Raw genomic sequence first — 25,812 nt, forward strand, 5'->3', positions numbered from 1 at the left:
TTTTCATTAAGTCTTGCAAAATATCGGCGAAATAAAAATTAAAAAAATCTTTAATAAAGACTTTAAAAATGAAATTTGTCTACATAATAATTTAAATAAAAAATAATCAAAAAAATCATTTCAAAATTTGATTTTTATCGCGACATAAATTTTGCCAATTTGAAGGTTTTAATTTTAAACACTGTTGCAAACTTTCTTTTTCAGCTTCAATATTTTTCATTTTTTCGTAAGTTAAACTTTGTATATACAAAGCCCTTGCCCTATCATCATCAGAAAGTTTTAATTTTAACAAATCAGTTAAAACAGCTAAGGATTTTTCGTTTTCATTTATTTTAGTTAAAGTGTCAAGATAAATAAATTCAAGATTTGGGCTATAAAGATTAATTCCTTTTAAATTTTGATAATCAATAGCCTTGGGAGCATAAGTAAGAATGGTTGTTTGCATCTTGTGATCATGTGCGTAAGATAATAAAGCATCATAAGCTTCTACCATATTGAAATTCATTGGAAAAGTTTCTAAAATTTTTAATACATTAATAGCCTTATTATAATCATCTATTTTTAAATAAGATAAAAATTGTAAATAATAGGCTTTAAAATTTTCCTCATCGCTTTTTAAAATTTTTGAATCGGCTATTTCTTTAGCAATTTTTAAAACTTGTCCATACTGCTTGTTATCATAAAGTATTGAAGCTTTTTTTAATCCAAAAAATATAGAGTCTTCGTTATAATTTTTATCCGCATAATCCATAGCTTCTTCAATTTTAGAAGTTCTGATAAAACAATTTAACATATGTTTTTTATCGTTTATTTTTTGTCCTAATTCATAAGCTTTAAATTGTCCGAAAATAGCTGTTGCCTCAATACAATTATCAGATTTTAATTTGTTGTTTAAAAGATCAACTGCGGCTTGCTGTAGCAATTTTAAAGAATTAGGAAGTTTTCTTTCTTCTATTTGTTTTTTATATCCTAAAATAGCACTAAAATTTCCCTCTTTGTAATAAAGTTGTATATCTTTATCTAAAGCCTTATTAACTATATTTTCATCTTTTTGAGCATATTCTTTCATAAGCTTAGCATAATGTTTATGTGAAAGTGTAGAATTTTCATCATCCATCACAAAAAACAACTCATCTCTAACTTTTCTAATCTCATCTAAATACTTGCCATCATCTAGATATTCATTTAAATACAAATCAATATATTTTTTAGCTTCATCTGCTTTTCCTGCCAAAGACAAATTTAAAGCCAAATCTTTTAAAACTTCTTCATATTCTCGATTTACTCTTGACATCTTATCAAAGACATTTTGATAAATATTAGAGCTAAGATTATATTGTTTATTTTGATCAAAAAGTTTAGCAAGTTCTAAAGATCTAAATCTATCTTTTCCAAAATACTGCGGATTAGCTTTTAAAACCACATTTGTATATTCTATTGCTTTATTTATATTGTTATTTAAAATGTTATCTTTGGCTAAAGCAGTAGCTGCTCTAGCAGCTAAATCCAAATTCTTGGTATTTAGATAAATATCTTCATAAATGTCTATAGCTTTACTTCTTTCTCTTAAGCCATAAAGATAATCAGCATAATCAAGTTTTGCCAATTGAGAAAAATAATTATTAGACTGATTATTTAAAATTGACATCATATAATTAATATCAGAATTCTTAGATAAAGCAATATAAGCTCTTAACATTATATAAGATACTTCAAAAAAATTTCTATCACTTGTAAAAGTTCGAGTCCAGTTTTTAGCATCTGCAATCATTTTTTCTAAAATTTTTCTATCCCTAAAGCTAGGATCTTGAGTATAAAGTTGATTTTCAGCTCTTAATTTATAAAGAATAAATTCGCTCATAAAAATACTCTTTGTATAACGCTTTATTGCATTATCAGCATCAATAGCTACTTGTTGATAATTAGCTTTATCATACTCATCTTTAATACGCAAATAAGTATTAATATCGGCACTTTGTGGAATTATAACAGGATTAGAATTTAAATCAAGCGCTCCTACATAAGGTAAGCTTTCATAGGGAAAATTGATGCCAAAATTAAGCCCATCATATTCTTTTTTTCTAATCAAATTATCAGTAAAGATAAAAGTAAAGCCTTTACTTTTATGAGAAGTGGAATTGCTTAATTCTTTGTCGATGTATATATTTTGAGATAAATCAAACATTCTTGCATCTGTTTTAGGCAATATAATCATTTTAATTTTTTGAGTTTCTTTGACAAATTTCAAATCAAATGTTGCAAAATTTTGATTATTTAAAGGAGTGTCGACAACACCTGGAATAATGCATTCAAAACGTATTTTATTTTCAGTTGTAAATTTTTGACAAGTAAAATCTAAATCATTTTGAACATGCAAAACCGCGAAACTTTGCTTATTTTCGCGGCCTGTATTTAAAGTTAATTCAAAAGCAAAAAGAATATAAACATTCAGTAAAAGTAAAAATATAATTCTCATAAAATAATTATATTATATTTTTATAAAAATAACACCAAAAATACTTATTAATACACAAATAGCTAAAACAAAACCTTGTATAAAATTAAATTGCACACAAGAAGCTTCGGAGCTGCCTTTAATAAAAAGAGTATGGATGATTACTTTTAAATAAGAATAAAGCATAAGTACCGAAGCTAAAGCCATAAATACAGCTAAATACCAATAATCTTCAATAATTAAAGTTTTTAGAACGATAACTTTTCCCCAAAAAGCTCCAAAAGGTGGAATTCCTGCAAGTGAAAGCACACAAAAAGCGAGCGATAAAGCGATTAAAGGTTTTTTAGTCAATAAAGCATTAAGATTTTCAAACGAAGTGAAACGGAAATTACTTAAAATCAAAAACACCCCATAATTAGAAAAACTAAACAAAGTCCAATAAATAAATATAGGATTTAAAATCCCTTCTTTGGCATCAAATAAAGGGATACAAGCAGCCAAAACAAAACTAGAATGTACCACAGAACTATAAGCGAACATTTTTTTCACATCTTTTTGGCTTAATGCAGCAATCGCAGCAACTAACATGGAAAACACTGCTAATATACTGATAATATTTTCAAATCCGATATGATCAAAAAATCCAAAAAGTCTCAATACTACTACAAACATAGCTATTTTTGGCACTACTGAAATAAAAGCTGCTAAATTTGAATAAGTTGCAAAATATACATCTTTTAGCCAAAAATGGAAAGGAGCTAAAGAAAGTTTTACAGCGCATAAAATAAAAATCATCACTCCCGCAACTAAAAGCATAGGATCTTTTTCTAATGCCAATTTTGCATCCAAATCCAAAGTTCCGGTTTTCATATAAATCAAAGCTGAAGCCATCACGAAAAATCCAGAACCCACAGCAGCAACACTAAAGTATTTAATAGCACTTGAAACCGCATTATTGGTTCCACGCATTGCTATAAGAGTATAAAGAGCTAAAGATGATGATTCAAGTCCTATAAAAATTAAAACTAAATTTGAGCTTGAAACCATAAGCAATAAACTAGAAATCATAAACATAAACAAGCTATAAAATTCGCCTTTGTTTTCATCTTTTTGCATCAAAAGATATAAAAATGAAAAACATAAAATGATCAAAGAACTATAAAAAGAAAAGATGTCATTATTTAAAGTCCCTAAAAATGCCTTTGATGCGCCTAAACCAGAAGAAGATACATTGCTTAAAATTAAAAAGGTGCTAACGATTAAAGATAGAGCACAAATGCCCACATAAAATGTTCTATGAAATTTTCCAAAAGCCGAGCATAATAAAAGAACAATAGCAATAGCAATTAAAAACAAAAAAGGATAAGATAAGGAGATATTTAAATTACTGATATTATCTAACATTGTTTTCTCCTTTGATATGATTTAAAAAATTTATATTTTCTTGATTTATAGATCTCGTTTTCATCAATTCAACAAGAGAATTAACATTTTTTTCTAGTGGATCTAAGAAAATTTTTGGAGCTAAACCTAAAGAAAAAATTAAAAAAGCTATTATAATAAGAGTAATAATTTCTTTTGCCTGCAAAGAAAAATTTTCAAGATTTGTATCTTGTTGCATAAAAAACATTTTTCTAAACACAGCAAGCATGTAAATCGCTCCAAGTATGATCACAAATCCTGCTAAAAATGCATAAAGCAAACTTACTTTAGCTATGCCTAAAAGAGCTAAAAATTCACCTACAAAAGATATAGTTAAAGGTAAAGATATACTTGCTAATAAAATCAAAGTAAAAAAGATGCTAAATAAAGGTGCTTTACGTGCTAAGGAATGATAATATAAAATTTCTAAAGTTCCATATTTTTTATATAAAAGTTCAGCCATTAAAAATAAACTCCCAGTAACCAAACCATGCGCAAACATATAAAATATAGCTCCGGTAATTCCTAAAATATTTAAAGAAAAAATCCCTAAAACCATAACTCCAATATGAGAAATGGAACTATAAGCGATCAATTCTTTTAAATTTGAAGCACGATAAGCAATTAATGCATTATAAATAATACTTACGATACATAAGGCTGCGATTAAAGGCATAAAATAAATGCTCGCATCTGGAAAAAGCGGCAAGCAAAAATGTAAAAAACCAAAAGGAGCCATTTTAAAAGCAACCAGCATCATAGAAACTAAAATTGGCGAATTTGTATAAACTTTTGGCGCCCATGTGTGTAATGGAAAAAGGGGCGCTTTGATGGCAAAAGCGATAAAAAATGCTCCAAAAAGTAAAAGTTGTTCATTGAAACTAAATGCAGAGGCATTATTTTTCCAAATTTCTAAATCAAATGTGAAAACATTTAAAAGTTTATAAGTAGCATACGCTTGATAAATTAAGGCTAAAAGCATTAAAATAGAACCAGCAAAGGCATAAATGAAAAATTTAATACCCGATCTATAATCCTTACCATAAACACCCATGATATATAATAAAGGTAAAAGAGAAAACTCCCAAAATACATAAAACAATAAACCATCAAGTGAAGAAAATAACCCCATAATGGCAAATTCTAAAAAGAAAATACAAGAAACAATTGCCTTTTTTTCAATTTTTAAAAATAAAAAGCTTAAAAATATCATTAAAGAGCTTAAAAGCATCAAGATTAAAGAGATGCTATCTGCTCCAACATGGTATTCAAATAAATTAGCTATTTTAAAAGGGAGTTTGTATTCAAAATCAACTCCATTAATTCCATCAAAGAAAAATTTAGCATTTAAAGCAAGTATAATTAAACTCGCCAAAACACTAAAAATCTTCACTCCGCCACGATTTAAAATAAGAGTAATTAAACCCGCAGCCAAAGGAAATAAAATTAAATAATTTAGCATTTTACACCATCCTTGCCAAAATAAGTAAAATCACAAAACCGGCCACCAAAAATCTAAGCATTAAATTTAAGCTATTTGGCATAATCATTTTTTTAGAAATCAAATTAGCATAAAAAGAAATTTTTTCAACAATTGCATCGAAAATAAAAATATCACAATGCTTCATAATTGCACATAAACTTTCGTATTTATTTACTATAAATTTATGATAAAAATGCGGTATAAAATAATCATTACTTAAAAGTTTGTGTATTTTATTTTCTTCTATGCTTGGCTTAAACCAAGAAAATTTATACGCAATGATGGCCAAAAGTATTCCTAAAATTCCTGCCGCACTAGCACAAATCATCACGATATGATCTTGAGCATCTATAAATACAAGTTTAGAGCTGATATAATTAAAAAAGCTGTGCTCAAAAAATCCTGAAATAATCGCTAAAATCATCAAAGGAGTCATAGCCAAAAGTGCTATTTTGCTTGCCTCGTGTGGATGTGCATCGTGTCTTGAATTGGTAAAAAATACAAGCATTAAAAGTCTAAAACTATAAAAAGCTGTCATAAAAGCTGCGATTAAGAGCACTAAAAATATTCCATGATTATGAATTATAAAAGAATATCCCAAAATCAAATCTTTTGAGAAAAATCCTGCAAAAGGATAAATTCCCACCAAAGCTAAAGATCCTATAGTCATAAAAATAGCCGTGATTTTTAAAGGCTTAAATAATCCACCCATTTTTTTAATATCTAAATTATCATTCATAGCATGCATTACGTTTCCAGCACCTAAAAACAATAAAGATTTGAAAAAAGCATGGGTTGCTAAATGAAATAAAGCTATACCATAAGCTCCAAGTCCAGCTGCTACAAACATATATCCAAGCTGAGATAAAGTAGAATACGCTATGATGCGTTTTAAATCCCTTGCCACTAAAGCCATAGAAGCTGCAAATATAGCCACAAAAGCTCCAAGAATAGCTATAAAATAAGAAACTTCAGGAACTAAAGAATAAATTTCCCCTGCTCTAATAACCAAATAAACCCCTGCTGTAACCATGGTTGCGGCATGGATTAAAGCTGAAACTGGAGTAGGCCCCGCCATTGCATCAGCAAGCCAAGTATGAAAAGGAAATTGTGCAGATTTTCCCATAGCACCTATAAATAAACAACTTGCTATTAAAATCAAAGCATTATGATCAAGGTTTTGTACCTTAGAAAAAACTTCATCATAATTTAAAGTTCCTACTTGGATATAAAGCCAAAAAATTCCTAAAAGCATGCCTAAATCAGCAATTCTATTCATAATAAAAGCTTCATTAGCTGCAAAAGAATAAGTATTATTTTTATACCAAAAACCTATTAAAAGCCAAGAGCAAAGTCCAACGCCTTCCCAACCTACAAAAAGACCTAAGAAGTTATCACTTGTGATTAAAAAAAGCATAGAAAAAACAAAAAGTCCTAAGTAGGCAAAAAATTTGTTAAATCCTTCATCATGTGCCATGTAAAAAATACTATAAAAATGCACACAAGTAGCTACAATACCGACTACACACATCATTGTAAGCGAGATAGAGTCTATATTAAAACCAAAATTAACCCCTACAAACCATTCAAAAAAACTTATACTGCCATTAAAATTATTAAAAAGCAAATACAAAGAGCAAAAAGTTCCAATAGCTATAAGTATCCCACATATATAACCTACAAAAACCTTTCTTTGGCTTAAAGAAAAACAGCTTGCAAACAAAAAAGATATAAAAGGACTTAATAGTGAAACCAAAACTAAATTTTGCATACTAAGCCTCCTCTTTCAAACTTTTTAATTCTAATGTGCCATTTTTTCTATACCAAAGCACACACAAAGCTACCCCAACAGCAACTTCACAAGCTGCAATGCCTATGATAAAAAGTGCAAAAACTTGACCATTTAAATCTTGATGCATTTTTGAAGCTGCTACTAAAGCTAAATTTGCAGCGTTTAGCAAAATTTCACTTGAAATAAATAACATAATGAGATTTTGTCTTTTTAAAATTCCAATAAGTCCAACCACAAACATTAGAATGGCTATAAAAAAATATTTTTCTATCATTGTTTTTCCTTTAAAAGCTCTTTGTGAGTAAGCACTATGGCACAAACAAGAGCAATCAAGAGTAATATAGCTATAAATTCAAAGCCTAGAAGATATTTTGAGAAAACCTGCAAAGCAAGTTGCTGATTATTATCAAATAAAGTTAAATCTTGCAAAGGTAGATCTGTTTTTACATTTTGATATTTAAAACCTAAAATAGCAAATAAAAGAAAAATGGCGCTTAAAAATATCAAAACAAAAAAACTTTTTTTAGCTCTAATTTTTTCTTTAAATTCTTTAGAAGCATCAAAAAACATCATAGCAAAACTATAAATTCCAAGTACGGCTCCACCATAAACGATGATTTGTATTGCGCCCAAAAAATCTGCATCTAATAAAAAATAAAATCCTGATAAAAATACCATTCCTCCAGCTAAAGCTGAAAGAGAATAAAGCATAGTTTTGCTTAAAACCGCTATTAAAAAAAATCCTAAGACAAATATGCTAAAAAATACAAAGGCTAAAGTTTCTATCATTTGACTTCTCCTTGTGAATTTTGACCTTGAGTTTCTAAGGCTTTATTTTGCATTGCATCATAATAGTTTGGAGTTTTCTTAACCAATAAATCAGCATCTTTTCTTAGACTTCCAGCCCCTTCAAATTCTACTTGCTGTTTTAATTTATCAATAGGAGTTAAAAAATCTTGCTTATAACCAAAATAAGATCTTTGCTCTGCTGCGTTTTCATATTCTAAACCATGTACTATAGCAAGTTCTGGACATACTTCAGCGCAAAATCCACAATAAATACAACGCCCTAAATTAATACTATAATTATTTACTTTTTTACGTCCATCTTTATCTAAAGATGTCTCCATTCTTATACAATTACTGATGCAAATTTTTTCACAAAGTCCACAACCTATACATCTTTCATTTTCACTTTCTATAAAACGCATAAGTCTATGCACTGCACGATAACGATTATCAAGTTGGAGTTTTTCTAAAGGATATTTTATGGTTGCACTGTTATTTCTTTTAAGCATTTCACGCATCACCACCCATAAACCCACGAAAAGCTCGAGCTTGATACTCCTTCTTAGGGCTTGTAAAATTTTTTGCCATGTTGTAACAGGCGTTTTTCTTTTTTCATCAACCAAATAATAATTTCTCATTTAAACTCCTATAAAAGCACCGCTAAGGCTGTAATTAAAAGATTTAAAACTGCCAAAGGAATTAAAATTAAATAACACATTCTCATTACCTGATCAGGACGCAATTGAGGAAAGGCGGCTCTAGCCCAAAAATACCAAAAGAAAATAAATGCTGATTTTAAGATCATCATAATCCAACCAGGAATAATCCAAAAACTATTAAAACCTCCTAAAAATAACAAAGAAATTAAAATAGCACCCGCTATCATACTAGCATATTCACCGATGAAAAACATACCCCAACGAAGTCCGGAATATTCTGTTCCATAACCAGCAACGATTTCAGCATCGTTTTCTGTTAGACAAAGTGGAGTTCTATTAGTTTCGATAAAAAGAGCTATAACAAAAAGTATAAAAGCTAAAGGTTGTTTAAAAATAAGCCAAGATAAAATTCCATCGTTTTGATAATTGTTAATATCCACCAAAGAAAAAGAACCTACAAGCATCACAATAGCCATTAAAGCCAAAGCTCCAACGCTTTCATAAGAAATGATAGCTACAAGCCCTCTTGCAGCACCTAAAATAGACCATTTGTTATTACTTGAAAGCCCGCCTAAAAATACCGCATAAAAACAAAGCCCAGAAGTTCCTATAACAAAAAGTAAAGCCACATTAATATCAGAAATTAAAGGCTGAACAATATGTCCAAAGAGTGTAAATTCTGGCAACATTGGAATAGCTGCTAAAGAAACAAAGGCACAAATGGCAGACAAAAGAGGTGCTATTGCAAAAATAATTTTTTGAGAATTATAAGGAATAATATCCTCTTTTGTGAAAAGCTTGATCATATCAGCAACAAGTTGTATAAGCCCAAAAGGACCGACCATATCAGGTCCTATACGACGTTGAAAATACGCCAAGACTTTTCTTTCAGCATAGGTTGCAAGTCCTGCTAAAGTCGCAAAAAATGCAACTACGATAACGCATTTTATTAAAGTTACTAAAACAAAAAAAGCAAAATCACTCATTGTTTGCTCCTATTTTTTGTATTTGTGCTAAAACAAATCTTTGATCGAAAAAGCTCAAAGTATCTATCTTTTCATCAAAATATGGCAAATAAGCTCCGTTTTTTATATCCTTGTCTATACGCACACTTAAGCTTATTTCTTTATTATTGATTGTAATTTTTACTAAATCTTTATCTTTTAAATTTCTTTCATTGGCTAAATTTTCACTGATTCCAATAAATATTGCTTCATTGATCGCACTTGCACGATTTGAAAATCTACCAAATTGATAACTAGGATTTGCACTATAAAGTAAAATATCATTATCTTTTGGCTCTAAAGTATTGGAATTTGGAGCTAAAAATTCTTTCTTAGCGTTTTTCTTAAAACAATCTAAATTAAGCTGATAACCCCTTTTGCATTCTCCGCCATTGGTGTAATAATTTTCCAAATTATCAAATTCAATAGGAGAGAAACCTTTATCCATAGGAAGTCTCTTTGTATAATCAATGGTATATTCTTGATCAAACCCTAAAGCATTAGCTAGATCATTTAAATAATATCCGCCAAATTCTAAAGCAGCGTTTGTTGGAACCACTCTTTTATCGTAATTTAAAAATGTTCCTTCTTGCTGATTTAAACTAGAACTTGCTAAATCAGCGTGTTCCTCATAAGAAAATGTAAAATCTCCTTTTTCATTATAACCCAAAGTTTTACCTTCTGCTTTATCAGCACTTAAATCACAAATCATCGCTACACCTAAAGTATTAGTATGTGTAGGATTTAGAAAAACTTTAAAAGGAGTGCTTGTTTGTATCAGTGCTAATAACTTAGCAAGTTTTTTAGCATCATGATGGAAGTAAAAATCGCTACCAACTACAAGAGTAAATTTAGACTTTTTAAGCAATAAATCCTCAAGCTTATCTTCATCTAAACCTAAATTTTTAGCAAAAGCAGAACGTTGTGCTTCTATATTCTTTTTTACTTTTTTTGGAACAATTTTTTTCACTTCTTTTTCGATCTCATTGCCTTCTTCATCTTTTTCTATAACTTTTTCAATCACTTCTTCATTGATTGTTTCCTCAATTTCTTTATTTTCTTTAACAAAAAATTCAGCTAAATGAGCCTTAATGCTTTCATCTGTTGTAAATTTTTGAAGTAAGAAATATAAAATTTGCTCTTCATTTCCACTTTTATGGACACATGAAAGAAAATTCTTGGAATATTTTTCAACACCCAAATCTCCTATAGGATGAAAATAAAGCCCTGCTCCTTTATTCATCACTAAAGAATTGTTAACTTTGTAACTTAAAGTTGGCGCATCATATCTTAATAAAGTTCCTAAAACCACTAAAAAATCGCTCTTAGTGATATCATCACTTACAGCATTATACATTTCTCCCGCATTTTCTATAAATTCATTAAGAAATTCTTTAAATTTTAAAGCCTCTTCATTGATAAGATTGAGATTAAACTTATGCTTTAAATTTTGCAAAATCAAAGCTTCTTCATTGGTTATAAAGCTATTGAATTTAATATTTTTAATTTCATTTTTTTCAAAAAGTGCTACAAGTTCATTAAAAGCTTTTTCGTCTTTTATAGCTTCATTTTCAGTATCAAAACCAAATCTTGCTGCTTTATTTAAAGTTGTAAAAGCAAAGTCATTACTCACGCGATAAATTTTAGGTTTTTGATTGCTAATTCCACTTTGTTTGATATCATAATACATAAGCTCACAATCACTAGAATGAGGATTTGCCGCTGGGATTCTTGTAAGCTCCCAAGCATTAGAGCTGTATTGAAATTTTGATCCGATCAAAGCTCCTGTTGGACATACACTTGTACATTCTCCACAAAAAGAACAATTTAAACTTTCACCATTAGATGGGCCAATTAAATTTTTTTGGAATTTTGTCCAAATCGCATAAGCATCCTTACCCATTGTTTCTTTAAAACCAGCATCTACAGCATCTCCTCCACGTGGAACGGTTTTTAAAGCACTTTCGCCGATCTTATCCTTACAAACTGTAACACAGCGTTCGCAAACTATACAAAGAGCTGGATCATAATTAATCATCCCCCAATGTTTATGTGGTTTATGAGTGTCTTTTATCCAATGTCTTTGCACATTTACTCTTGATTTGTGTGTGAAATTTTGAAGCTCGCATTCACCGGATTTATCACAAACTCCACACTCTAATGGGTGATTGATGCAATAAGCTTGCATAATCTCATTTCTCTCATCCCATAAATTTTGCAAATCACTTTCTACAACCATACCATCTTTTGCTTTGGTATTGCAAGAATAAACCTTTTTACCATCAGCCTCTACCATACACATACGACACGCTAAAGTAGGGCTACAACCGGTCAAATAACAAATTGCAGGAATAAAAATATCATTTCTTCTTGCTATGTTAAGGATATATTCGCCTTCTTCAAAGGCGCAATCTATACCATTTATTTTAACTGTCATTTTGCTTCCTTTATGCGAATTTGAGTAAAATCAAAACCAAAATTTTCATGCTTTAAAAAACCGATAGTGCCTTGTAAATTTTCATCTAAACAAAGTGTGGTTTTAAGATTGAAATCTTTGGCTAAAATTTCTACTTCGCTTTGATCTTTGCATTTTGAAATTTGTAAAAATTGCTTCGAGCAATGTAAATTATTGTCATCCAAATCAGCCTTAAAAAGCACCAATCCATCGTAATTATCCAATTCTTTTAAAGGATTAAATTTTGCATTTTCAAAATGGCATTCTTTTTCATTGCTGTCTAAAATTTTAAGCTGATACTTTTGGCTTAAAAAATTTAAAAAATATTTTATATTTTCACTGTCTTTATATAAATCAATATTTTTATCTATGATTAAATATTTTGCCGTTTTTAAAAAATCCAATGTATCGCTTGCTTCTTCTTCTCCAAAACAAGATTCAGCACTTAAATAACCTTCATCTAAATCTTGAAAAGCATTTTCATCGCTCATTTTACAAAGCAAGGCTAAAACAAAACTCAAACTTGCAATTTCACATTTGTAAAATTTAGCTTTTAAAAACTTATCCTCTAAGCAAGAAATATTAATATTCTCGCCTTGAATTCTTGTGCATAAATCTTTATTTTTAATGCTTGGCATATCTAAAAAACAAAGTGCCTTTTCATAAATCATACACTTTCCTTTTTTATAACGATAGTCCAATCGACTTGATTGAATTTTAAAGAATTAAGAAGTTCACATCCATTTTCTTTTACAAAAGAAAAACTTTTTTCTACAGCAGAAAAATCACCGATTTCAAAAAGAATCACCAATACTTCCCCTACCTTAGCCTCTTTAATAGTCTGTGCTAAATCCTCAAAGAGCGCTTTGCTCTTTCTTAAATCTACCCTTCTCATCGATCAATCTCACCTAAAACTATATTCACATTACCCATGATCGCAACCACATCCGCTAAATACGTTCCCACTAACATTTCTTCAAAAAAAGAACAATGCCAATAGCTAGGGGTTCTAGCTTTTAAACGATAAGGTCTCCCGCTTCCATCACTATGGATAAAAAAACCTAACTCGCCTTTTGGACTTTCAGTAGGCACATAAACTTCACCTTTTGGGGGCTTTAAGCCTTGAGTAACTAAAACAAAATGTTGCATGAGTGAATAATTTTGTGTCAAAATTTGCTCTTTTGAAGCGCTAACATATTCTGGATGATTGGCTAAAATTTCAGGAGGTGTATCTTTATAAAGGGCTGCGCATTGTCTTAAAATTTTAAGACTTTCTCTAAATTCTTGCATATAAATTTTATATCTTGCATAAGAATCGCCTTGAGTTGCATAAGGCACACCAAAATCCACTTCATCATATAGCAAGTAAGGTTCTTCTTTGCGTATATCATAGCAAATTCCACTTCCTCTTAAAAGCACTCCACTACAACCCCAATTTAAAACTTGTTCCTTAGTTACCACGCCGACATTTTCAGTTCTTAAACGCCAAATTCGATTATCATCCAATAAAGCTTCATAATCAGCGATATCTTTAGGGAATTTATCGCAAAAAGCTAAAAGTTCTTGCAAAAAGCCTTCAGGTAAATCAAGCATTACCCCGCCAATTCTCATTGAAGAATGTGTAAGTCTTGCTCCACAATACTTTTCAATCAAATCTAAAACATATTCTCTTTCTCTAAAACAATATAAAAATACAGTCATAGCTCCGATATCGAGTGCATGGGTTGCAAGCCAAAGCAAATGCGATCCTATACGATTAAGTTCTAATAGTATCATACGAATCACTTGGGCTCTGCGTGGAATTTCTAAACCGCATAATTTTTCAACTGCAGCACAATAAGCATAGTTGTTTGAAGAAGCTGCAACATAATCCATCCTATCGGTTGTAGGAATAAATTCTTGATAGATCATATTTTCAGCCATTTTTTCCATACCGCGATGCATATAACCTATGGTTGGACGTGCCTTAACAACCTGCTCTCCATCAAGCTCTAAAATAAGACGTAAATTTCCGTGCGCTGAAGGGTGCTGAGGCCCTAAATTGATGATCATTTTTGAATCTTCTTGCTCAAAAGCTATATTTTCATAATAAGGTTTTAACTTGCTAGGAATTTGCATTTTAACGCCTTTTCTCTAAAATTTTTGCTTGATCGCGTTTGACTTTTTTCACAAAAGCAACGCCTTCTTCTTCTTGATATTCTTGTTTGAAAGATATTTCTTTAGGATTAGCTCCTTTGGCGGTTTCATGATAAATTCTTGCAAAATTAAGAGTATCTTTATCATCCACAAAGCCAGAATCTCTTTGTTCAGGTCCAACAACTTCACGATATTCTTTTCCAAAAATTCTATCAATTTCATACCATTGCGCAAACTCATCTCCCTTTAAAGGATAAGTTTTTAAAAGAGGATGGCCATACCAATCATCAGGCATTAAAATACGTTTTAAATTTGGATGATTGATGATAAATATTCCATACATATCATAAATTTCTCTCTCACTCCAATTAGCTCCCTTAAAAACACCAGTGACACTTTGCAATCTTTCTTTGATACCTACAAAAGTTTTAACCCTTACTCTTAATTTTTTATCAATATTTAAAAGCTGATAGAAAACTTCAAAACCATTTCTAGAAGCGACAAAATCAATAGCACTAGCTTCAGTGAAAGATACATAGCCTAGATTTTTAAGAATTTGCAAGGTTTTAATATTGTCTTCTTTGTTGATTTGAATCACCCAAAAATCAAGTTCTATAAAAGAATCTAAAATTCCAATTTGCTCTTTTAAAATTTGATAATCTTGTTTAAATTTACTCTCGTCAACATTAATCTTAGTTGTATGCGGAGCATGATAAAATCTATCTTTATAATAATTTTTTAATTGAACATCTTTTTTATCGCTATATTTTCTCATCTTTATACCAACCTTTTTGGTGCAATTTTACGACTTGCTTTTTCTTTTCGAATTCTTTTTTGCAAAATCATCAAAGCAAATTGAAAACTTTCAGGACGAGGAGAACAACCTGGTACATAAATATCTACCGGTATAATACGATCCACTCCTTGCACCGTAGAATAAGTATTAAACATTCCTCCAGTATTCGCACAACTTCCCATTGAAATAACCCACTTAGGTTCAGGCATCATATCATAAAGTCTTCTTGTAAATTCAGCGTGTTTTTTACTCAAAGTTCCTGCGATAATCATCACTTCACTATGACGCGGAGAAGCTCTAAAAATAGTTCCAAAGCGGTCAAAATCGTATCTTGAACCCCCAGCTGCCATCATTTCTATAGCACAGCACGCCAAACCATAAGATAAAGCCCATAAAGAGTTACTTCTACCCCACTGAACAAGCTTATCAACGCTGGTTAAAACTACTGGTAAACCGCTAGCATAATTTATTTGATGCTCTGCCATGCAAACGCTCCTTTTTTATATGCATATAAAAAACCTACTCCTAAAAGTAAAATAAAAATTAATACCTCTAAAAGTCCAAACCATCCTAGGCTTTTAAAAATCAAAGCCCAAGGAAATAAAAATACGACTTCAATATCTAAAAGAATAAATATCAAAGCGACAATAAAAAACTGAGAATTAATTTTATTTGCTTGTTTAACAGGTATAGGACCACATTCATAAATTCCAAGTCCTAATCTTTTTCGATTTTTTGAAGCAAAATTATTGCCAATTTTTGAAGCTAAAAAAACTAATCCGAAAAAGATCATACTAGCAAGCACTATCATTAAAAAGATACCAAAATAAGGGTGTGCTACATCTATATGAGACATTTGCTCTCCTTCTTAATTTAAACATTTTTTATTGTCTCGCAATAAAATTTTATTACACAAAGGATAACATTTTACTCTAAATTTTCTATATTAAAACTTAGAGTAAAAAAAATTATATTAATTTTATGTTAAAATTGGATTTCTTTATACTTAAATTTATCAAATAAATTTTTATGATGAGTAATAAAAATGTAGGAAATATTATATTTTTGCTGGTATTGATTTAAAAAACAAAGAATTTCGTTAGAATTTTTTGTATCAAGCATTGAAGTTATTTCATCTAAAATCAATAATTTAGGTTTTAAAATTAAAGCGCGGATAAGTCCTATACGAGAAGCTTCTCCGCCGCTTAATTCATAAGGTTTACATTCTAAAATTTGTCGCTTTAAGCCAAAACGATCAAAAAAATCAAAAATCACCTCATCATTCTTTTTTAAATTAAAATTTTCCAAACCATCCTGTATTAAATTCTTAATTTTTTTATAGGGATTTAAAGCCATTTTTTGATCTTGAAAGCAATATTGCATTTCTTTTCTTAAAAGTCTTTGTTTTTCTTTGTTGATCTTATGTACATTGTGATTTTCATATAAAACTTCACCCTCGTTTGGATTTTCTAAAAAACAAAGTATTTTTGCCAAAGTCGTTTTTCCACAGCCACTTTGTCCTAAAATCATTAAATTTTCACCTTGTTCTAGAGAAAAATTGATATTTTTAAAAACTACATATCTTTCTTTTTTTAAATACCAATGTTTTTTTATCTCATAGAATTTACTCAAATGATGCACTTTAAGCATTAATATTTCCTAAAAATTGATCCAAAGTATAAAGTTTAGTTTGATCTTTTTCTATTAAAAGAATTTCATCAGTCAAAGAATGCGCTAAATCTAAATCGTGAGTAATACAAACTAAAGCAATATCTTTTTTTAACTCTTTTAAAATTTGGATGATTTTTTGATTATTTTTCTCATCCAATGAAGCATTTACCTCATCGCAAATTAAAATTTCTGGCTTGTGCAATAAAGCTAAAGCCAAACTTACCCTCCTAGCCATCCCTACACTTAATTCATGAGGATAAGAATGCCACAATAAATCTAATTTTTCAAAACCTAATTTTTCAAAATAAGAAAAAACATATTTTTTATACTCTTTTTGATTTAAATTTGTATGAGTTTTTAAAATAAAAAAGCATAATTTTCCTATGTCCATATAAGGATATAAACTTAACTCGCTATCTTGCAATACCAATGCAACCTTAGATCTAAATTCTCTAAGTTGATTTTTCTTTAGCTTTAAAATTTCAACCCCATTGAAACTAAATTCATCAGCAGTTAAACTAAATTTAGAATCCAAAAGCCTCACTAAAGCTTTACTTAATAAACTTTTTCCTACTCCACTTTCTCCTAACACCGCTAAAGCTTGACCTTTTTTTAGCTCAAAGCTAATATTTTTTAGTAAAATTTTATTTTTAAAGCTTATATTTAAATTTTTAACTCTCAAGATCTCACTCCCCAACGATCCTGTAAAAAATTACCTAACCATAAAAGCGGTAAAAAAAGTAATATAAGAGTTAAAAGTGGAAAAAATATCACCCACCAAGCTCCTACAAAAACTGCTTTTGAAAAATCATTTAATAAAATTCCTAAAGTTGGAATTTCAAACCCTATACCAAGCCCAAAAAAACTTAAAGTGGATTCTGTGGCAATAGCATGGATAATATTAAAAACAAAAAGTGTAAAAATCAATGATTTTAAAGCCGGTAAAAGATCTTTTAAAAAAATTTTCAAAGGAGTTCTTCCTAAAACTATACTTGCTTTATAAAATTCCAAACTCTCTAATTTTTTTAATTCACTCTCAAGCATCCTAGCGACGAAGCACCAATGTATTAAAGCAATTAATACGCTCATGAGTAGCATATTTATACTCATAAAATTTTGAAAAAACATCAATAATAAAAAAGCAGGAAAGGCTAAAAAAAGATCTAATATTCTCATCCAAAAAGTATAAAAAAATAAACGCGCTAAAAAAAGATAAAAAATCGCAAAAAAAATGGATAAAAATGAACTAAAAACTCCTATTAATAAAGAATTTCTCAAAGCAAAAAGCAAACGAGAATACAAATCTCTACCCAAAAAATCCGTACCTAAAATATAAATTTGATTTGGAGCTTGATAAGTATTTTGCAAATGTATTGATAAAATATCAAACGAAGCTAAAAATGGCGCTAATAAAGCCAATATAGATAAAACGATTAAGGGTAAAAGATAAATAAAAATCTTAAACAAAAGAAAACTTTCTTAACTTTGGATTTAAAATTTGAGAAATTATATCACTTAAAAAACTTAGCAATGTCGCAAAAAGAACACTTAAGAACAATAAAGCCAAAACTACAGGAAAATCTTTATAAATAATACTTTGAATCAATAAAAATCCAATGCCGCTAAAATTAAAAATATTTTCTACAATATAAGTTCCCATGATGAAATTTAAAGCAGTAGCTCCAAAATAAGAGATAATCGAACCTAAACAATATTTTAAAACCAAATGATTAATATCACTTTGTTTTAAAGCTCTAGCATAAAGATTTTGTATAAAAATTTGAGAAAAACACTCATGGATGAGATTTCTTGCTATTCTTAAATATAAAGCCAAATGAGATAAAACAAGAACCAAAATAGGAAAAATAAGATGTTTTAAACGACTAAAAAAGTCATTTTTAAATTCTATATCACCGATTGATAAAAAATGGCCAAAAAAGCTAAAAATAAATATAAAAATCAATGCGATCGCCAAAGGAGGCAGGGCGAAAAAATTTAATGTTGCAAAAGTAATGATTTTTTCTATAAAACTATTTTTAAAATGATACTCCACAAAAGCCAAAAAAATACTCAAAAAAAATAAAATGCCTAGGGCGCTAAAACTTAAAATCAAAGTATTTAAAAACCTTTCTTTTATAATCTTTAACACCCTTTCTCCGCTTAAAAAAGATACGCCAAAATCTCCTTTTAAAGCTTTAAAAATCCAATTTCTATATTGAATCAATAAAGGTTTATCAAGTCCTAAATTTTTTTCCACTCTTTTAACAAATTCTTTGCTTTGAGTATTGCTACCATTAGCATAACTTACATTAACTTTACTAAAATGCAATATTGTAAAGCATAAAAAAGTGCTTAAAAAGGCTACTAAAATACCAAAAAATAAACGCAAAAGCACTATTGCTTAACCCATTCATAAATATTTGAAGTAAAACCCACACCATGATGACCCAAAATTCTAGGCTCAATGCCTTTAACCTTAGTATCATAAACTAAAGCAAAATCTAAATAAACAAGAAAAATAAAAGGGGGATCATCATATAAAGCATCAATAAATTCTTTATAGTATTTTTTGCGTTCATTTAGATCAAAAGTATTTCTAGCTCTAAATAAAGAATCATCAACTTTTTTATTATGATAATGCCCAAAATTCCAACCTTGTTCATTTAAATCACTATCTTGAGAGCTTTCAAAAACTCTAAAAGTATGAAAGTCAGGATCAAAAGGACTCCCCCAGCCGATAACAAAACTATCAGCCTTGGAATAATCAAAACTACCGGCTGGCTTTGCTACAACCTGTGTTAAAACCCCAATTTTTCTAAATTCACTTTGTAAAATTCCTGCTAAACTTACCCTTAAAGGATCATTACTCATAGCATAAATTTGAAATTTCAATTCTTTTTCATTTTTTTGAAAAATTCCATCTTTATTTTTAGTAAAACCAGCATCTAAAAGTAATTTTTCTGCCTTTAATGCATCATAATTAAAAGAATTAAAATGTTTAGGATTTGCCCAAGAATTTTGCAAAGGATGAAAGGCAACCATGCCATATCCATGCAAGAGATTTTTCACTATACTTTCTCTATCTACGGCATAATTTAACGCTTTTCTTACTCTTACATCTTTTAAAAATTCATTATTTAAATTAAACATTAAAGCTCTATAATCAACCGATTTTTCTCTTAAAATCTTAAATTTTGGATTATTTTTAAAGATATTTAATAAAGAATTGTCGATCAAGGCAGCATCTATAGTACCATTTTTAAGTTCTATGCTCGCAATTAAAGGATCAAAAATATGCTTTATGATTAATTTTGGAGTTTTAACCTTAGCTCGATAAAATTTATCATTAGCTTCTAATTTTACATATTCTCCTTTTTTCCACTCAACAAATTTATAAGCTCCTGTTCCTATAGGATGTTCATTAAAAGAAGCTGTATTTAGATCTTTATTTTCAAGCAAATGTTTTGGCAGTATTCCTATACTTAAAGCATCTAAAAAAGCCGGATAGGGTTCAAAAAGCGTGATTTTTATGTGATAAGGATTGATTATTTCTATTTTTTTTACATTATCAAAATTAACATACAATGGAGAATTATTTTTCGAATTTTTAAAAGCATCTATACTGAATTTAACATCTTGGGCGCTAAATTTTACTCCATCATGCCACAAAACATCATCCCTTAAAAAAATATCGTAAACTAAACCATTTTTACTGATTTTCCAAGACTTTGCTAAATCTGGTTTTAAACTCATATTCTGATCAAAATAAACAAGTCCAGAAAAAATAAGATTAATAAGCACATCATGATCTTCACTATACGCAGGATTTATCCTTGAAATTTCATTTTCTACTGCGATGATTAAAGTATCTTTTGGAATCTTTGCTTGCAAATTCACAAACAAAACCAAGATAAAAATCCAAAATCTAAACATCTTTTTCCTTAAAAATTATATTTATTTAAATTATAAAATAAAACCAAACAAGCCACAAGCCCCTAGAGGGGATAAATCAATATAAAATTTTTACATTACAAAATTTAAATATTTATAAAAACTAAAATAAATATAAATATTGGTTAAATATCAAAATTATACAAGTAAATCCCTATTTTAAAATATTTTTAGTCTTAATTTTACTTGAATTTTATATTTTTTTGGAATATAATGATTAAATATTTTGTAACAAAATATAAAGGAGCACACATGCAGCAAAATCGTAGAGATTTTTTAAAATGGAGTTCTTTATTTGGTGGTTTAGCTTTAACCCCTATGCAGTTAAGTTCAAATTTATTAAAAACCTCGCCTATGATAACAAAATGGGCAGGGTGCAATGTAAATTGTGGAACAAAATGCCCTATTAAAGTTCATACTCAAGATGGGGTTGTAAAATACGTTAGCACAGACAATGAAGGAGAGGACGAGTTTAAAACACGTCAAGCCAGAGCTTGTATTAGAGGAAGAAGTTCAAGATATAAGGTTTATAATGCCAATCGACTTAAAAGGCCTTTAAAAAGAGTGGGTAAAAGAGGAGAAGGTAAATTTATGCCTATTTCTTGGGAACAAGCTTTCGATGAAATCGCTTCAAAAATGAAAGAGGTAAAAGAAAAATATGGAAATGAAGCATTTTTTTATCACCTATGCTACAGGAACCACTGGAACTATTATCAATCGCTGCACTTCAGGCCCTTGGGCAAGACTTTTGAGTCTATACGGAGGCTATTTAAATTATCACAACACTTACTCAACAGCACAAATTTCAAATGCGATGAATTATTTTTATGGAGGATCTCCCGCAAGCGATATCGCGACTCTACGTTCTGCAAAACTCGCTATCTTTTTTGGTGCTAATCATGTAGAAACGAGAATGGGCGGAGGTGGCATAGGCTATGCTTATCATAAAGCTTTAGAAGAAAGTGGTTGTAAGATTATCCATATTGATCCAAGATATAATGATTCTTGCATAGGACATTGTGATGAATGGATTCCAATAGCCCCTGGAACAGATGCGGCCTTAATCGCAGCTTTAGCCTATGTGATGATTAAAGAAAATTTACTGGATAGAAAATTTCTTGATACTTACACTATAGGTTTTAGCGAAAATACCTTACCAAGCGATGCACCTAAAAATTCAAGTTATGAAAGTTATGTTTTAGGAACTTATGATGGTATAGAAAAACTCCCGAATGGGCGAGTAAAATCACAAAAATTCCATCTCGTCGCATCACTCAACTTGCAAGAGAAATCGCTTTAACTAAGCCTTGCTTTATTGAACAAGGCTGGGGAGTGCAAAGACATTCTAATGGGGAGCAAAATGCGAGAGCTATTGCAACTTTAGCTTGCATGATAGGAAGTATAGGCATAGAAGGAGGCAATACAGGTTGTCGCACCGGATCAAGTAAAACTTATGATATTATGGGAATGCCTTATAAAAATCCTATTAAAGATTCTATTCCTTGTTTCTTATATACCGATGCTATTTATCGCGGTAAAGAAATGACGGATCTTAGTGATGGGGTGCGTGGAACAAAGCAACTCAAGCAAAATATCAAATTTATCTTCAATACAGCAGGAAATTGTTTAACCAATCAGCATAGCGCTATTAAAGAAGTCGATCGTATTTTAAGTGATGAAAGTTTGTGCGAATGTATCGTTGATATCAATGTTACAAGAACGCCATCTAATAATTATGCTGATTATATTTTGCCTGATGCAACTATGCTAGAACAAGAAGATTTTATTAGACCTAGCGCAGGATATTATAGTAATAGACCTTATATTATCTATTGTCAAAAAGCTATAGAACCTGTGGGTGAGGCAAAACCTATTTATGAAATGTGTATTGAACTTGCTAAAAGATTAGGTATAGAACAAGAATTTAGCGAAGGAAAAACCCAAAAAGATTGGTTAAAATATCTTTATGAAGAAAGTATGAAAAAAAATCCACTCTTGCCAAGTTTTGAAGAAATGTGCGAAAAAGGACTTGTAAAATTTGATCCGGTTAAACCTGTTGTCGCACTTGAAAGTTTTATAAAAGATCCTATCAATCATCCTTTAAAAACTCCAAGTGGTAAAATCGAAATTTACAGCAACGAACTTGCAAAAATGCAAAAAACTTGGAAATTAAGAGAAGGACAGCAAATCGTTCCTATTCCTGTATTTGAAAGCCAAAGAGAAGGCATACTTGATCCTTTAAAAGAAAAATATCCCTTACAATTTTATGGATATCACTATAAAGGAAGGACTCATTCTAGTTTTTGGGAAATTCCACAAATTAGAGAAACAAACCCTCAAGAAATTTGGATCAATCCTATTGATGCACAAGCAAGAGGTATTAAAACAGGAGATATGATCCAAGTTAGAAATGATTTAGGTATTATCCAAGGAATGGCCAAAGTAACACCAAAAATCATACCAGGTTGCGCAGTCACTCCTCAAGGAGCTTGGGCTAAATATGCAAATGGTATCGATGTAGGAACTTGTGTTAATTCTTTAGCTAGTATAGTGCCAACTGCTATTTCAAAAGGCAATGGACAACATTCTATTTTAGTAGAAATTGCAAAAGTTTAAGGAGTGTAAAATGAATTTAGAAGAAAACTCACAATTTGGTTTTATGCTTGACCAAAGCAAATGCGTAGGCTGTAGAACTTGTTCTTTATCTTGTAAAGATTATAAAAATATGCCTGTTGGAGTAAATTTTCGCCGTGTTTTTGAAACAGAAGGTGGTAATTGGACTTGCAAAGAAGAAGATGGGAGCGTAGAGCAAAACGTTTTTGCTTATTATACCTCTATATCTTGCAACCACTGCTCTGATCCAGCCTGTCTTAAAGCTTGTCCAACGGGTGCAACTATGAAGGTAAAATGGGGCATAGTGAAGGTTGAAGATAGCATGTGTATAGGATGTAAAGCTTGTGCTATGGCTTGTCCTTATGGTGCTCCACAATTTAATCACGAAAGTGGGCACATGAGCAAATGCGATGGTTGTTATGATAGACTTAAAGAAGGAAAAAATCCAATTTGTGTGGATTCTTGTCCTTTTAGAGCCTTAAAAGCTGGAGATATTGCTAAATTAAGAGAAAAACATGGAAATTTAGCTTCAATCACTCCTTTACCTGATGCAAGCATCACGCATCCAAATTTATGTATAGTGCCTGAAAAACATAGCTTACCTTCAGGAAATAAAAGCGCAATTTTTCATTTGCCACAAAATTATCAAGGAGTAAAAAATGACATCCTTTAATCATATTTTTAGCGAAATGCCTTTAGTGCTTTTTACCATACTCGCGCAAGCCTTTATCGGGCTTAGCTTTGTCTATGCTCCTGCTTTTTTAAATGGCTATAAAAATTTTACTCATTTAAAATCTTTTGGGCTTTTTTTAGGTATAGCTATGATCGTAGCTTTTATACCTTCTTTTTTTCACCTAAATGACATAACACATATTTTTAATGTTCTTAACCGACTTGGATTTTTTTATGCTAATAATCAATGGTATGTAGGTTGGATGAATAATGAAATTTTATTCTCTTCTCTTGTTTGTGTTTTTGGCTTTTTACTTTATTTTAAAAATAAAAAATGGATCTTTTTTCTAACATTGCTATGCGGAATTTTAGGAATTTTCTTTATGAGTGGCGCTTATGGTTCTATGCAAAAAAGTGTGCCGACTTGGGATTTTAAAATCACTTTGCTTTATTTTTTTACTAGTGCGATTTTTTTGGGTTCTATTCTTTATTATTGCTTCTTTGAAGAAGGTGAACACGAAAGAAAAATGTCTTTTTTTGCAGGACTTATTGGTATAGGCTTATTAAGCACGGCTATTGTTTTACAAACCTTGCACGTAGGACAAACTTGGATTATGGGGCTTGTCAATCCTTTTGAGCTTTTAAGGGGAACTTATATTTGGTTTATAGGATCATCTTTTGCATTTTTGGGATTAAGTATCACTTGTTGGTATTTAAATAACTATCTTTATGAAAAATTCCAAAGTAAATTTTTTACCTATTTTGCCCTATTGTGTGCTTTTATAGGAGTATTTATCACTAGAATGCTATTTTATGGTCTAATAAGCACACAAATTATGTTAGGGCATCCTTAATGAAACATCTAGCAATAGATATTTTCATTACTTTTTTAAAAAATCCACCTAAACAAGATTTGCTAGAGAAAATTCAAGAAGAGCAGCTCTGGCAAAGGTGGTTTTTAAAAAATGAAAATCCTTTGCAAAAAGAAGCTTTAGGGTTGCTAAGTCATTCTAAAGAAGATGAAAAGGCAATAGGATATGATTTTACTTGTCTTTTTTTAAGCGATATTAATTTTGTTAAAGCTCCACCTTATGCTTCTTTTTATCTCGATAAAGATAAAGAAATTTACTCAAGTAATTCCGAAAAAATCAAAAATATCTTCTTAAAATACAATTTTTTAAATTTTTTAGAAAATGAACCTCAAGATAGTTTGATTAATGAACTTTTATTTATTAAAGAATTGCTAAAAAATGATGATAAAAAAACCTTGAAAGAATTTTTAGAAAAAGAGTTTTTTACTTGGTTTAATATGTGGAATAATGACTTAGAAAAAGGAGCAAAAAGCGATTTTTACAAAGGCTTAGCTATGCTTATGAGAGATTTTTTTAATGATTTGGAAAATTAACATAGGTTATTTTTTTACTCTTTAATTTTATATATAATTGCTTTTTTGTAATTAAAAATATATTAAAAGGAAAAATATGACTCAAGAACAAATTCAAATCATCAAAGATTGCATACCAATTTTACAAAAAAATGGAGAAGATTTAACTAAAGAATTTTATAAAATCATGTTTAATGATTATCCCGAAGTAAAATCTATGTTTAACATGGAAAAGCAAAATTCAGGAGAACAACCAAAAGCTTTAGCAATGGCTATTTTGATGGCGGCTAAAAATATAGATAACTTAGAAAATATGAGATCTTTTGTAGATAAAGTTGCTACAACTCATGTAAATTTAGGAGTTAAAGAGGAGCATTATCCTATAGTCGGAGTTTGTCTTTTAAAAGCAATTAAAAATCTTTTAAATCCAGATGAGGCTACTCTTAAAGCTTGGGAAGTTGCTTATAATCAAATTGCTAAATTTTATATTGATATAGAAAAAAAACTTTATACAAAATAATTTAAAGCCT

At 30.0% G+C, this 25,812-nt stretch carries 26 protein-coding genes and 1 pseudogene; 7 read left to right on the forward strand and 20 right to left on the reverse strand.

The window, feature by feature from the left end; translation table 11 throughout:
* Positions 1 to 115: 115 nt before the first annotated feature.
* The 20 genes from H2277_RS02930 to H2277_RS03025 form a co-directional block, all read right to left on the reverse strand.
* The gene (locus tag H2277_RS02930; RefSeq protein ID WP_337200889.1) at positions 116 to 2,476 is read right to left on the reverse strand and encodes a flagellar protein; all 2,361 of its coding nucleotides are present in this window, start codon (positions 2,474 to 2,476) and stop codon (positions 116 to 118) included.
* Positions 2,477 to 2,488: 12 nt separating this feature from the next.
* Complete coding sequence (locus tag H2277_RS02935) at positions 2,489 to 3,859, reverse strand: NADH-quinone oxidoreductase subunit N (protein ID WP_337200891.1); 1,371 nt, start codon at positions 3,857 to 3,859, stop codon at positions 2,489 to 2,491.
* Positions 3,849 to 5,339 carry an NADH-quinone oxidoreductase subunit M gene (locus H2277_RS02940; protein ID WP_337200892.1) on the reverse strand — a complete coding sequence of 497 codons (1,491 nt, stop codon included), beginning with the start codon at positions 5,337 to 5,339 and terminating at the stop codon, positions 3,849 to 3,851. Before H2277_RS02940 ends, H2277_RS02935 begins: the two co-directional genes overlap by 11 nt.
* A 1-nt stretch (position 5,340) precedes the next feature.
* Positions 5,341 to 7,131, reverse strand: a complete 1,791-nt coding sequence (gene nuoL, locus H2277_RS02945) for an NADH-quinone oxidoreductase subunit L (RefSeq protein ID WP_337200893.1) — start codon at positions 7,129 to 7,131, stop codon at positions 5,341 to 5,343.
* A 1-nt stretch (position 7,132) separates the two neighbouring features.
* Positions 7,133 to 7,426: an NADH-quinone oxidoreductase subunit NuoK gene (gene nuoK, locus H2277_RS02950; protein ID WP_337200894.1), complete on the reverse strand. Its 294-nt coding sequence runs from the start codon at positions 7,424 to 7,426 to the stop codon at positions 7,133 to 7,135.
* The gene (locus tag H2277_RS02955) at positions 7,423 to 7,941 is read right to left on the reverse strand and encodes an NADH-quinone oxidoreductase subunit J (RefSeq protein WP_337200895.1); all 519 of its coding nucleotides are present in this window, start codon (positions 7,939 to 7,941) and stop codon (positions 7,423 to 7,425) included. Before H2277_RS02955 ends, nuoK begins: the two co-directional genes overlap by 4 nt.
* Positions 7,938 to 8,579 carry an NADH-quinone oxidoreductase subunit NuoI gene (gene nuoI / locus H2277_RS02960; RefSeq protein WP_337200896.1) on the reverse strand — a complete coding sequence of 214 codons (642 nt, stop codon included), beginning with the start codon at positions 8,577 to 8,579 and terminating at the stop codon, positions 7,938 to 7,940. Before nuoI ends, H2277_RS02955 begins: the two co-directional genes overlap by 4 nt.
* A gap of 8 nt (positions 8,580 to 8,587) precedes the next feature.
* Complete coding sequence (nuoH, locus tag H2277_RS02965; RefSeq protein ID WP_337200897.1) at positions 8,588 to 9,586, reverse strand: NADH-quinone oxidoreductase subunit NuoH; 999 nt, start codon at positions 9,584 to 9,586, stop codon at positions 8,588 to 8,590.
* Positions 9,579 to 12,041 (reverse strand): NADH-quinone oxidoreductase subunit G, encoded by a 2,463-nt coding sequence (locus tag H2277_RS02970; RefSeq protein WP_337200898.1) that lies wholly within the window; start codon positions 12,039 to 12,041, stop codon positions 9,579 to 9,581. Before H2277_RS02970 ends, nuoH begins: the two co-directional genes overlap by 8 nt.
* Positions 12,038 to 12,730, reverse strand: coding sequence for a hypothetical protein (locus H2277_RS02975; RefSeq protein WP_337200899.1), 693 nt, complete (start codon positions 12,728 to 12,730; stop codon positions 12,038 to 12,040). The genes H2277_RS02970 and H2277_RS02975 overlap by 4 nt, the downstream gene beginning before the upstream one ends.
* Positions 12,727 to 12,954, reverse strand: coding sequence for an NADH-ubiquinone oxidoreductase subunit E family protein (locus H2277_RS02980; protein WP_137624016.1), 228 nt, complete (start codon positions 12,952 to 12,954; stop codon positions 12,727 to 12,729). The genes H2277_RS02975 and H2277_RS02980 overlap by 4 nt, the downstream gene beginning before the upstream one ends.
* A complete protein-coding gene (nuoD, locus tag H2277_RS02985; protein ID WP_337200900.1) occupies positions 12,951 to 14,177 on the reverse strand; it encodes an NADH dehydrogenase (quinone) subunit D in 1,227 nt (408 codons plus the stop codon). The genes H2277_RS02980 and nuoD overlap by 4 nt, the downstream gene beginning before the upstream one ends.
* 1 nt (position 14,178) lies before the next feature.
* The gene (locus H2277_RS02990; RefSeq protein ID WP_337200901.1) at positions 14,179 to 14,970 is read right to left on the reverse strand and encodes an NADH-quinone oxidoreductase subunit C; all 792 of its coding nucleotides are present in this window, start codon (positions 14,968 to 14,970) and stop codon (positions 14,179 to 14,181) included.
* A 2-nt stretch (positions 14,971 to 14,972) separates the two neighbouring features.
* Positions 14,973 to 15,476 (reverse strand): NADH-quinone oxidoreductase subunit B family protein, encoded by a 504-nt coding sequence (locus H2277_RS02995; RefSeq protein ID WP_137624019.1) that lies wholly within the window; start codon positions 15,474 to 15,476, stop codon positions 14,973 to 14,975.
* Positions 15,458 to 15,847 carry an NAD(P)H-quinone oxidoreductase subunit 3 gene (locus tag H2277_RS03000; protein ID WP_337200902.1) on the reverse strand — a complete coding sequence of 130 codons (390 nt, stop codon included), beginning with the start codon at positions 15,845 to 15,847 and terminating at the stop codon, positions 15,458 to 15,460. Before H2277_RS03000 ends, H2277_RS02995 begins: the two co-directional genes overlap by 19 nt.
* Positions 15,848 to 15,975: 128 nt before the next feature.
* Positions 15,976 to 16,641, reverse strand: coding sequence for an ATP-binding cassette domain-containing protein (locus H2277_RS03005; protein WP_337200903.1), 666 nt, complete (start codon positions 16,639 to 16,641; stop codon positions 15,976 to 15,978).
* Positions 16,634 to 17,344, reverse strand: coding sequence for an ATP-binding cassette domain-containing protein (locus H2277_RS03010; protein ID WP_337200904.1), 711 nt, complete (start codon positions 17,342 to 17,344; stop codon positions 16,634 to 16,636). Before H2277_RS03010 ends, H2277_RS03005 begins: the two co-directional genes overlap by 8 nt.
* Positions 17,341 to 18,129, reverse strand: a complete 789-nt coding sequence (locus H2277_RS03015) for an ABC transporter permease (RefSeq protein WP_337200905.1) — start codon at positions 18,127 to 18,129, stop codon at positions 17,341 to 17,343. Before H2277_RS03015 ends, H2277_RS03010 begins: the two co-directional genes overlap by 4 nt.
* Positions 18,122 to 19,057: an ABC transporter permease gene (locus H2277_RS03020; protein WP_337200906.1), complete on the reverse strand. Its 936-nt coding sequence runs from the start codon at positions 19,055 to 19,057 to the stop codon at positions 18,122 to 18,124. The genes H2277_RS03015 and H2277_RS03020 overlap by 8 nt, the downstream gene beginning before the upstream one ends.
* A complete protein-coding gene (locus H2277_RS03025; RefSeq protein WP_337200907.1) occupies positions 19,057 to 20,595 on the reverse strand; it encodes an ABC transporter substrate-binding protein in 1,539 nt (512 codons plus the stop codon). Before H2277_RS03025 ends, H2277_RS03020 begins: the two co-directional genes overlap by 1 nt.
* 372 nt (positions 20,596 to 20,967) lie before the next feature.
* On the opposite strand from H2277_RS03025, the pseudogene H2277_RS03030 reads away from it, so the two are divergent.
* The 7 genes and pseudogenes from H2277_RS03030 to cgb all read left to right on the forward strand — a co-directional run.
* Positions 20,968 to 21,237: pseudogene (locus tag H2277_RS03030) on the forward strand (molybdopterin-dependent oxidoreductase); the annotation flags it as partial.
* 34 nt (positions 21,238 to 21,271) lie between these two features.
* Positions 21,272 to 21,913 (forward strand): molybdopterin-dependent oxidoreductase, encoded by a 642-nt coding sequence (locus tag H2277_RS03035; protein WP_337200908.1) that lies wholly within the window; start codon positions 21,272 to 21,274, stop codon positions 21,911 to 21,913.
* 32 nt (positions 21,914 to 21,945) lie between these two features.
* A complete protein-coding gene (locus H2277_RS03040; protein WP_337200909.1) occupies positions 21,946 to 23,229 on the forward strand; it encodes a molybdopterin dinucleotide binding domain-containing protein in 1,284 nt (427 codons plus the stop codon).
* A gap of 10 nt (positions 23,230 to 23,239) precedes the next feature.
* Positions 23,240 to 23,899 carry a DMSO/selenate family reductase complex B subunit gene (locus H2277_RS03045; protein ID WP_137622435.1) on the forward strand — a complete coding sequence of 220 codons (660 nt, stop codon included), beginning with the start codon at positions 23,240 to 23,242 and terminating at the stop codon, positions 23,897 to 23,899.
* Entirely contained in the window at positions 23,886 to 24,752 is an 867-nt protein-coding gene (locus tag H2277_RS03050) for a DmsC/YnfH family molybdoenzyme membrane anchor subunit (RefSeq protein WP_337200910.1), read from the forward strand. The genes H2277_RS03045 and H2277_RS03050 overlap by 14 nt, the downstream gene beginning before the upstream one ends.
* Positions 24,752 to 25,303, forward strand: a complete 552-nt coding sequence (locus H2277_RS03055) for a molecular chaperone TorD family protein (protein ID WP_337200911.1) — start codon at positions 24,752 to 24,754, stop codon at positions 25,301 to 25,303. Before H2277_RS03050 ends, H2277_RS03055 begins: the two co-directional genes overlap by 1 nt.
* 76 nt (positions 25,304 to 25,379) lie before the next feature.
* A complete protein-coding gene (gene cgb, locus H2277_RS03060) occupies positions 25,380 to 25,802 on the forward strand; it encodes a single-domain globin Cgb (RefSeq protein WP_337200912.1) in 423 nt (140 codons plus the stop codon).
* Positions 25,803 to 25,812: the final 10 nt, after the last annotated feature.

The sequence above is a fragment of the Campylobacter sp. W0014 genome, from assembly GCF_020135975.1.
Classification (GTDB): Bacteria; Campylobacterota; Campylobacteria; order Campylobacterales; family Campylobacteraceae; genus Campylobacter_D.

Excerpts from the sequence above, each read along its gene's own strand:
- H2277_RS02930 (WP_337200889.1), bottom strand. The coding sequence starts at position 2,476 with ATGAGAATTATATTTTTACTTTTACTGAATGTTTATATTCTTTTTGCT.
- H2277_RS03050 (WP_337200910.1), top strand. The coding sequence starts at position 23,886 with ATGACATCCTTTAATCATATTTTTAGCGAAATGCCTTTAGTGCTTTTT.
- nuoD (WP_337200900.1), bottom strand. The coding sequence starts at position 14,177 with ATGCAAATTCCTAGCAAGTTAAAACCTTATTATGAAAATATAGCTTTT.
- H2277_RS02935 (WP_337200891.1), bottom strand. The coding sequence starts at position 3,859 with ATGTTAGATAATATCAGTAATTTAAATATCTCCTTATCTTATCCTTTT.
- nuoI (WP_337200896.1), bottom strand. The coding sequence starts at position 8,579 with ATGAGAAATTATTATTTGGTTGATGAAAAAAGAAAAACGCCTGTTACA.
- H2277_RS03035 (WP_337200908.1), top strand. The coding sequence starts at position 21,272 with ATGGAAATGAAGCATTTTTTTATCACCTATGCTACAGGAACCACTGGA.
- H2277_RS02980 (WP_137624016.1), bottom strand. The coding sequence starts at position 12,954 with ATGAGAAGGGTAGATTTAAGAAAGAGCAAAGCGCTCTTTGAGGATTTA.
- H2277_RS02995 (WP_137624019.1), bottom strand. The coding sequence starts at position 15,476 with ATGGCAGAGCATCAAATAAATTATGCTAGCGGTTTACCAGTAGTTTTA.
- nuoL (WP_337200893.1), bottom strand. The coding sequence starts at position 7,131 with ATGCAAAATTTAGTTTTGGTTTCACTATTAAGTCCTTTTATATCTTTT.
- H2277_RS03055 (WP_337200911.1), top strand. The coding sequence starts at position 24,752 with ATGAAACATCTAGCAATAGATATTTTCATTACTTTTTTAAAAAATCCA.
- H2277_RS02975 (WP_337200899.1), bottom strand. The coding sequence starts at position 12,730 with ATGATTTATGAAAAGGCACTTTGTTTTTTAGATATGCCAAGCATTAAA.
- H2277_RS02955 (WP_337200895.1), bottom strand. The coding sequence starts at position 7,941 with ATGATAGAAACTTTAGCCTTTGTATTTTTTAGCATATTTGTCTTAGGA.
- H2277_RS03045 (WP_137622435.1), top strand. The coding sequence starts at position 23,240 with ATGAATTTAGAAGAAAACTCACAATTTGGTTTTATGCTTGACCAAAGC.
- cgb (WP_337200912.1), top strand. The coding sequence starts at position 25,380 with ATGACTCAAGAACAAATTCAAATCATCAAAGATTGCATACCAATTTTA.
- H2277_RS02940 (WP_337200892.1), bottom strand. The coding sequence starts at position 5,339 with ATGCTAAATTATTTAATTTTATTTCCTTTGGCTGCGGGTTTAATTACT.
- H2277_RS03000 (WP_337200902.1), bottom strand. The coding sequence starts at position 15,847 with ATGTCTCATATAGATGTAGCACACCCTTATTTTGGTATCTTTTTAATG.
- H2277_RS03025 (WP_337200907.1), bottom strand. The coding sequence starts at position 20,595 with ATGTTTAGATTTTGGATTTTTATCTTGGTTTTGTTTGTGAATTTGCAA.
- H2277_RS02990 (WP_337200901.1), bottom strand. The coding sequence starts at position 14,970 with ATGAGAAAATATAGCGATAAAAAAGATGTTCAATTAAAAAATTATTAT.
- H2277_RS02970 (WP_337200898.1), bottom strand. The coding sequence starts at position 12,041 with ATGACAGTTAAAATAAATGGTATAGATTGCGCCTTTGAAGAAGGCGAA.
- H2277_RS03005 (WP_337200903.1), bottom strand. The coding sequence starts at position 16,641 with ATGCTTAAAGTGCATCATTTGAGTAAATTCTATGAGATAAAAAAACAT.
- nuoK (WP_337200894.1), bottom strand. The coding sequence starts at position 7,426 with ATGATAGAAAAATATTTTTTTATAGCCATTCTAATGTTTGTGGTTGGA.
- nuoH (WP_337200897.1), bottom strand. The coding sequence starts at position 9,586 with ATGAGTGATTTTGCTTTTTTTGTTTTAGTAACTTTAATAAAATGCGTT.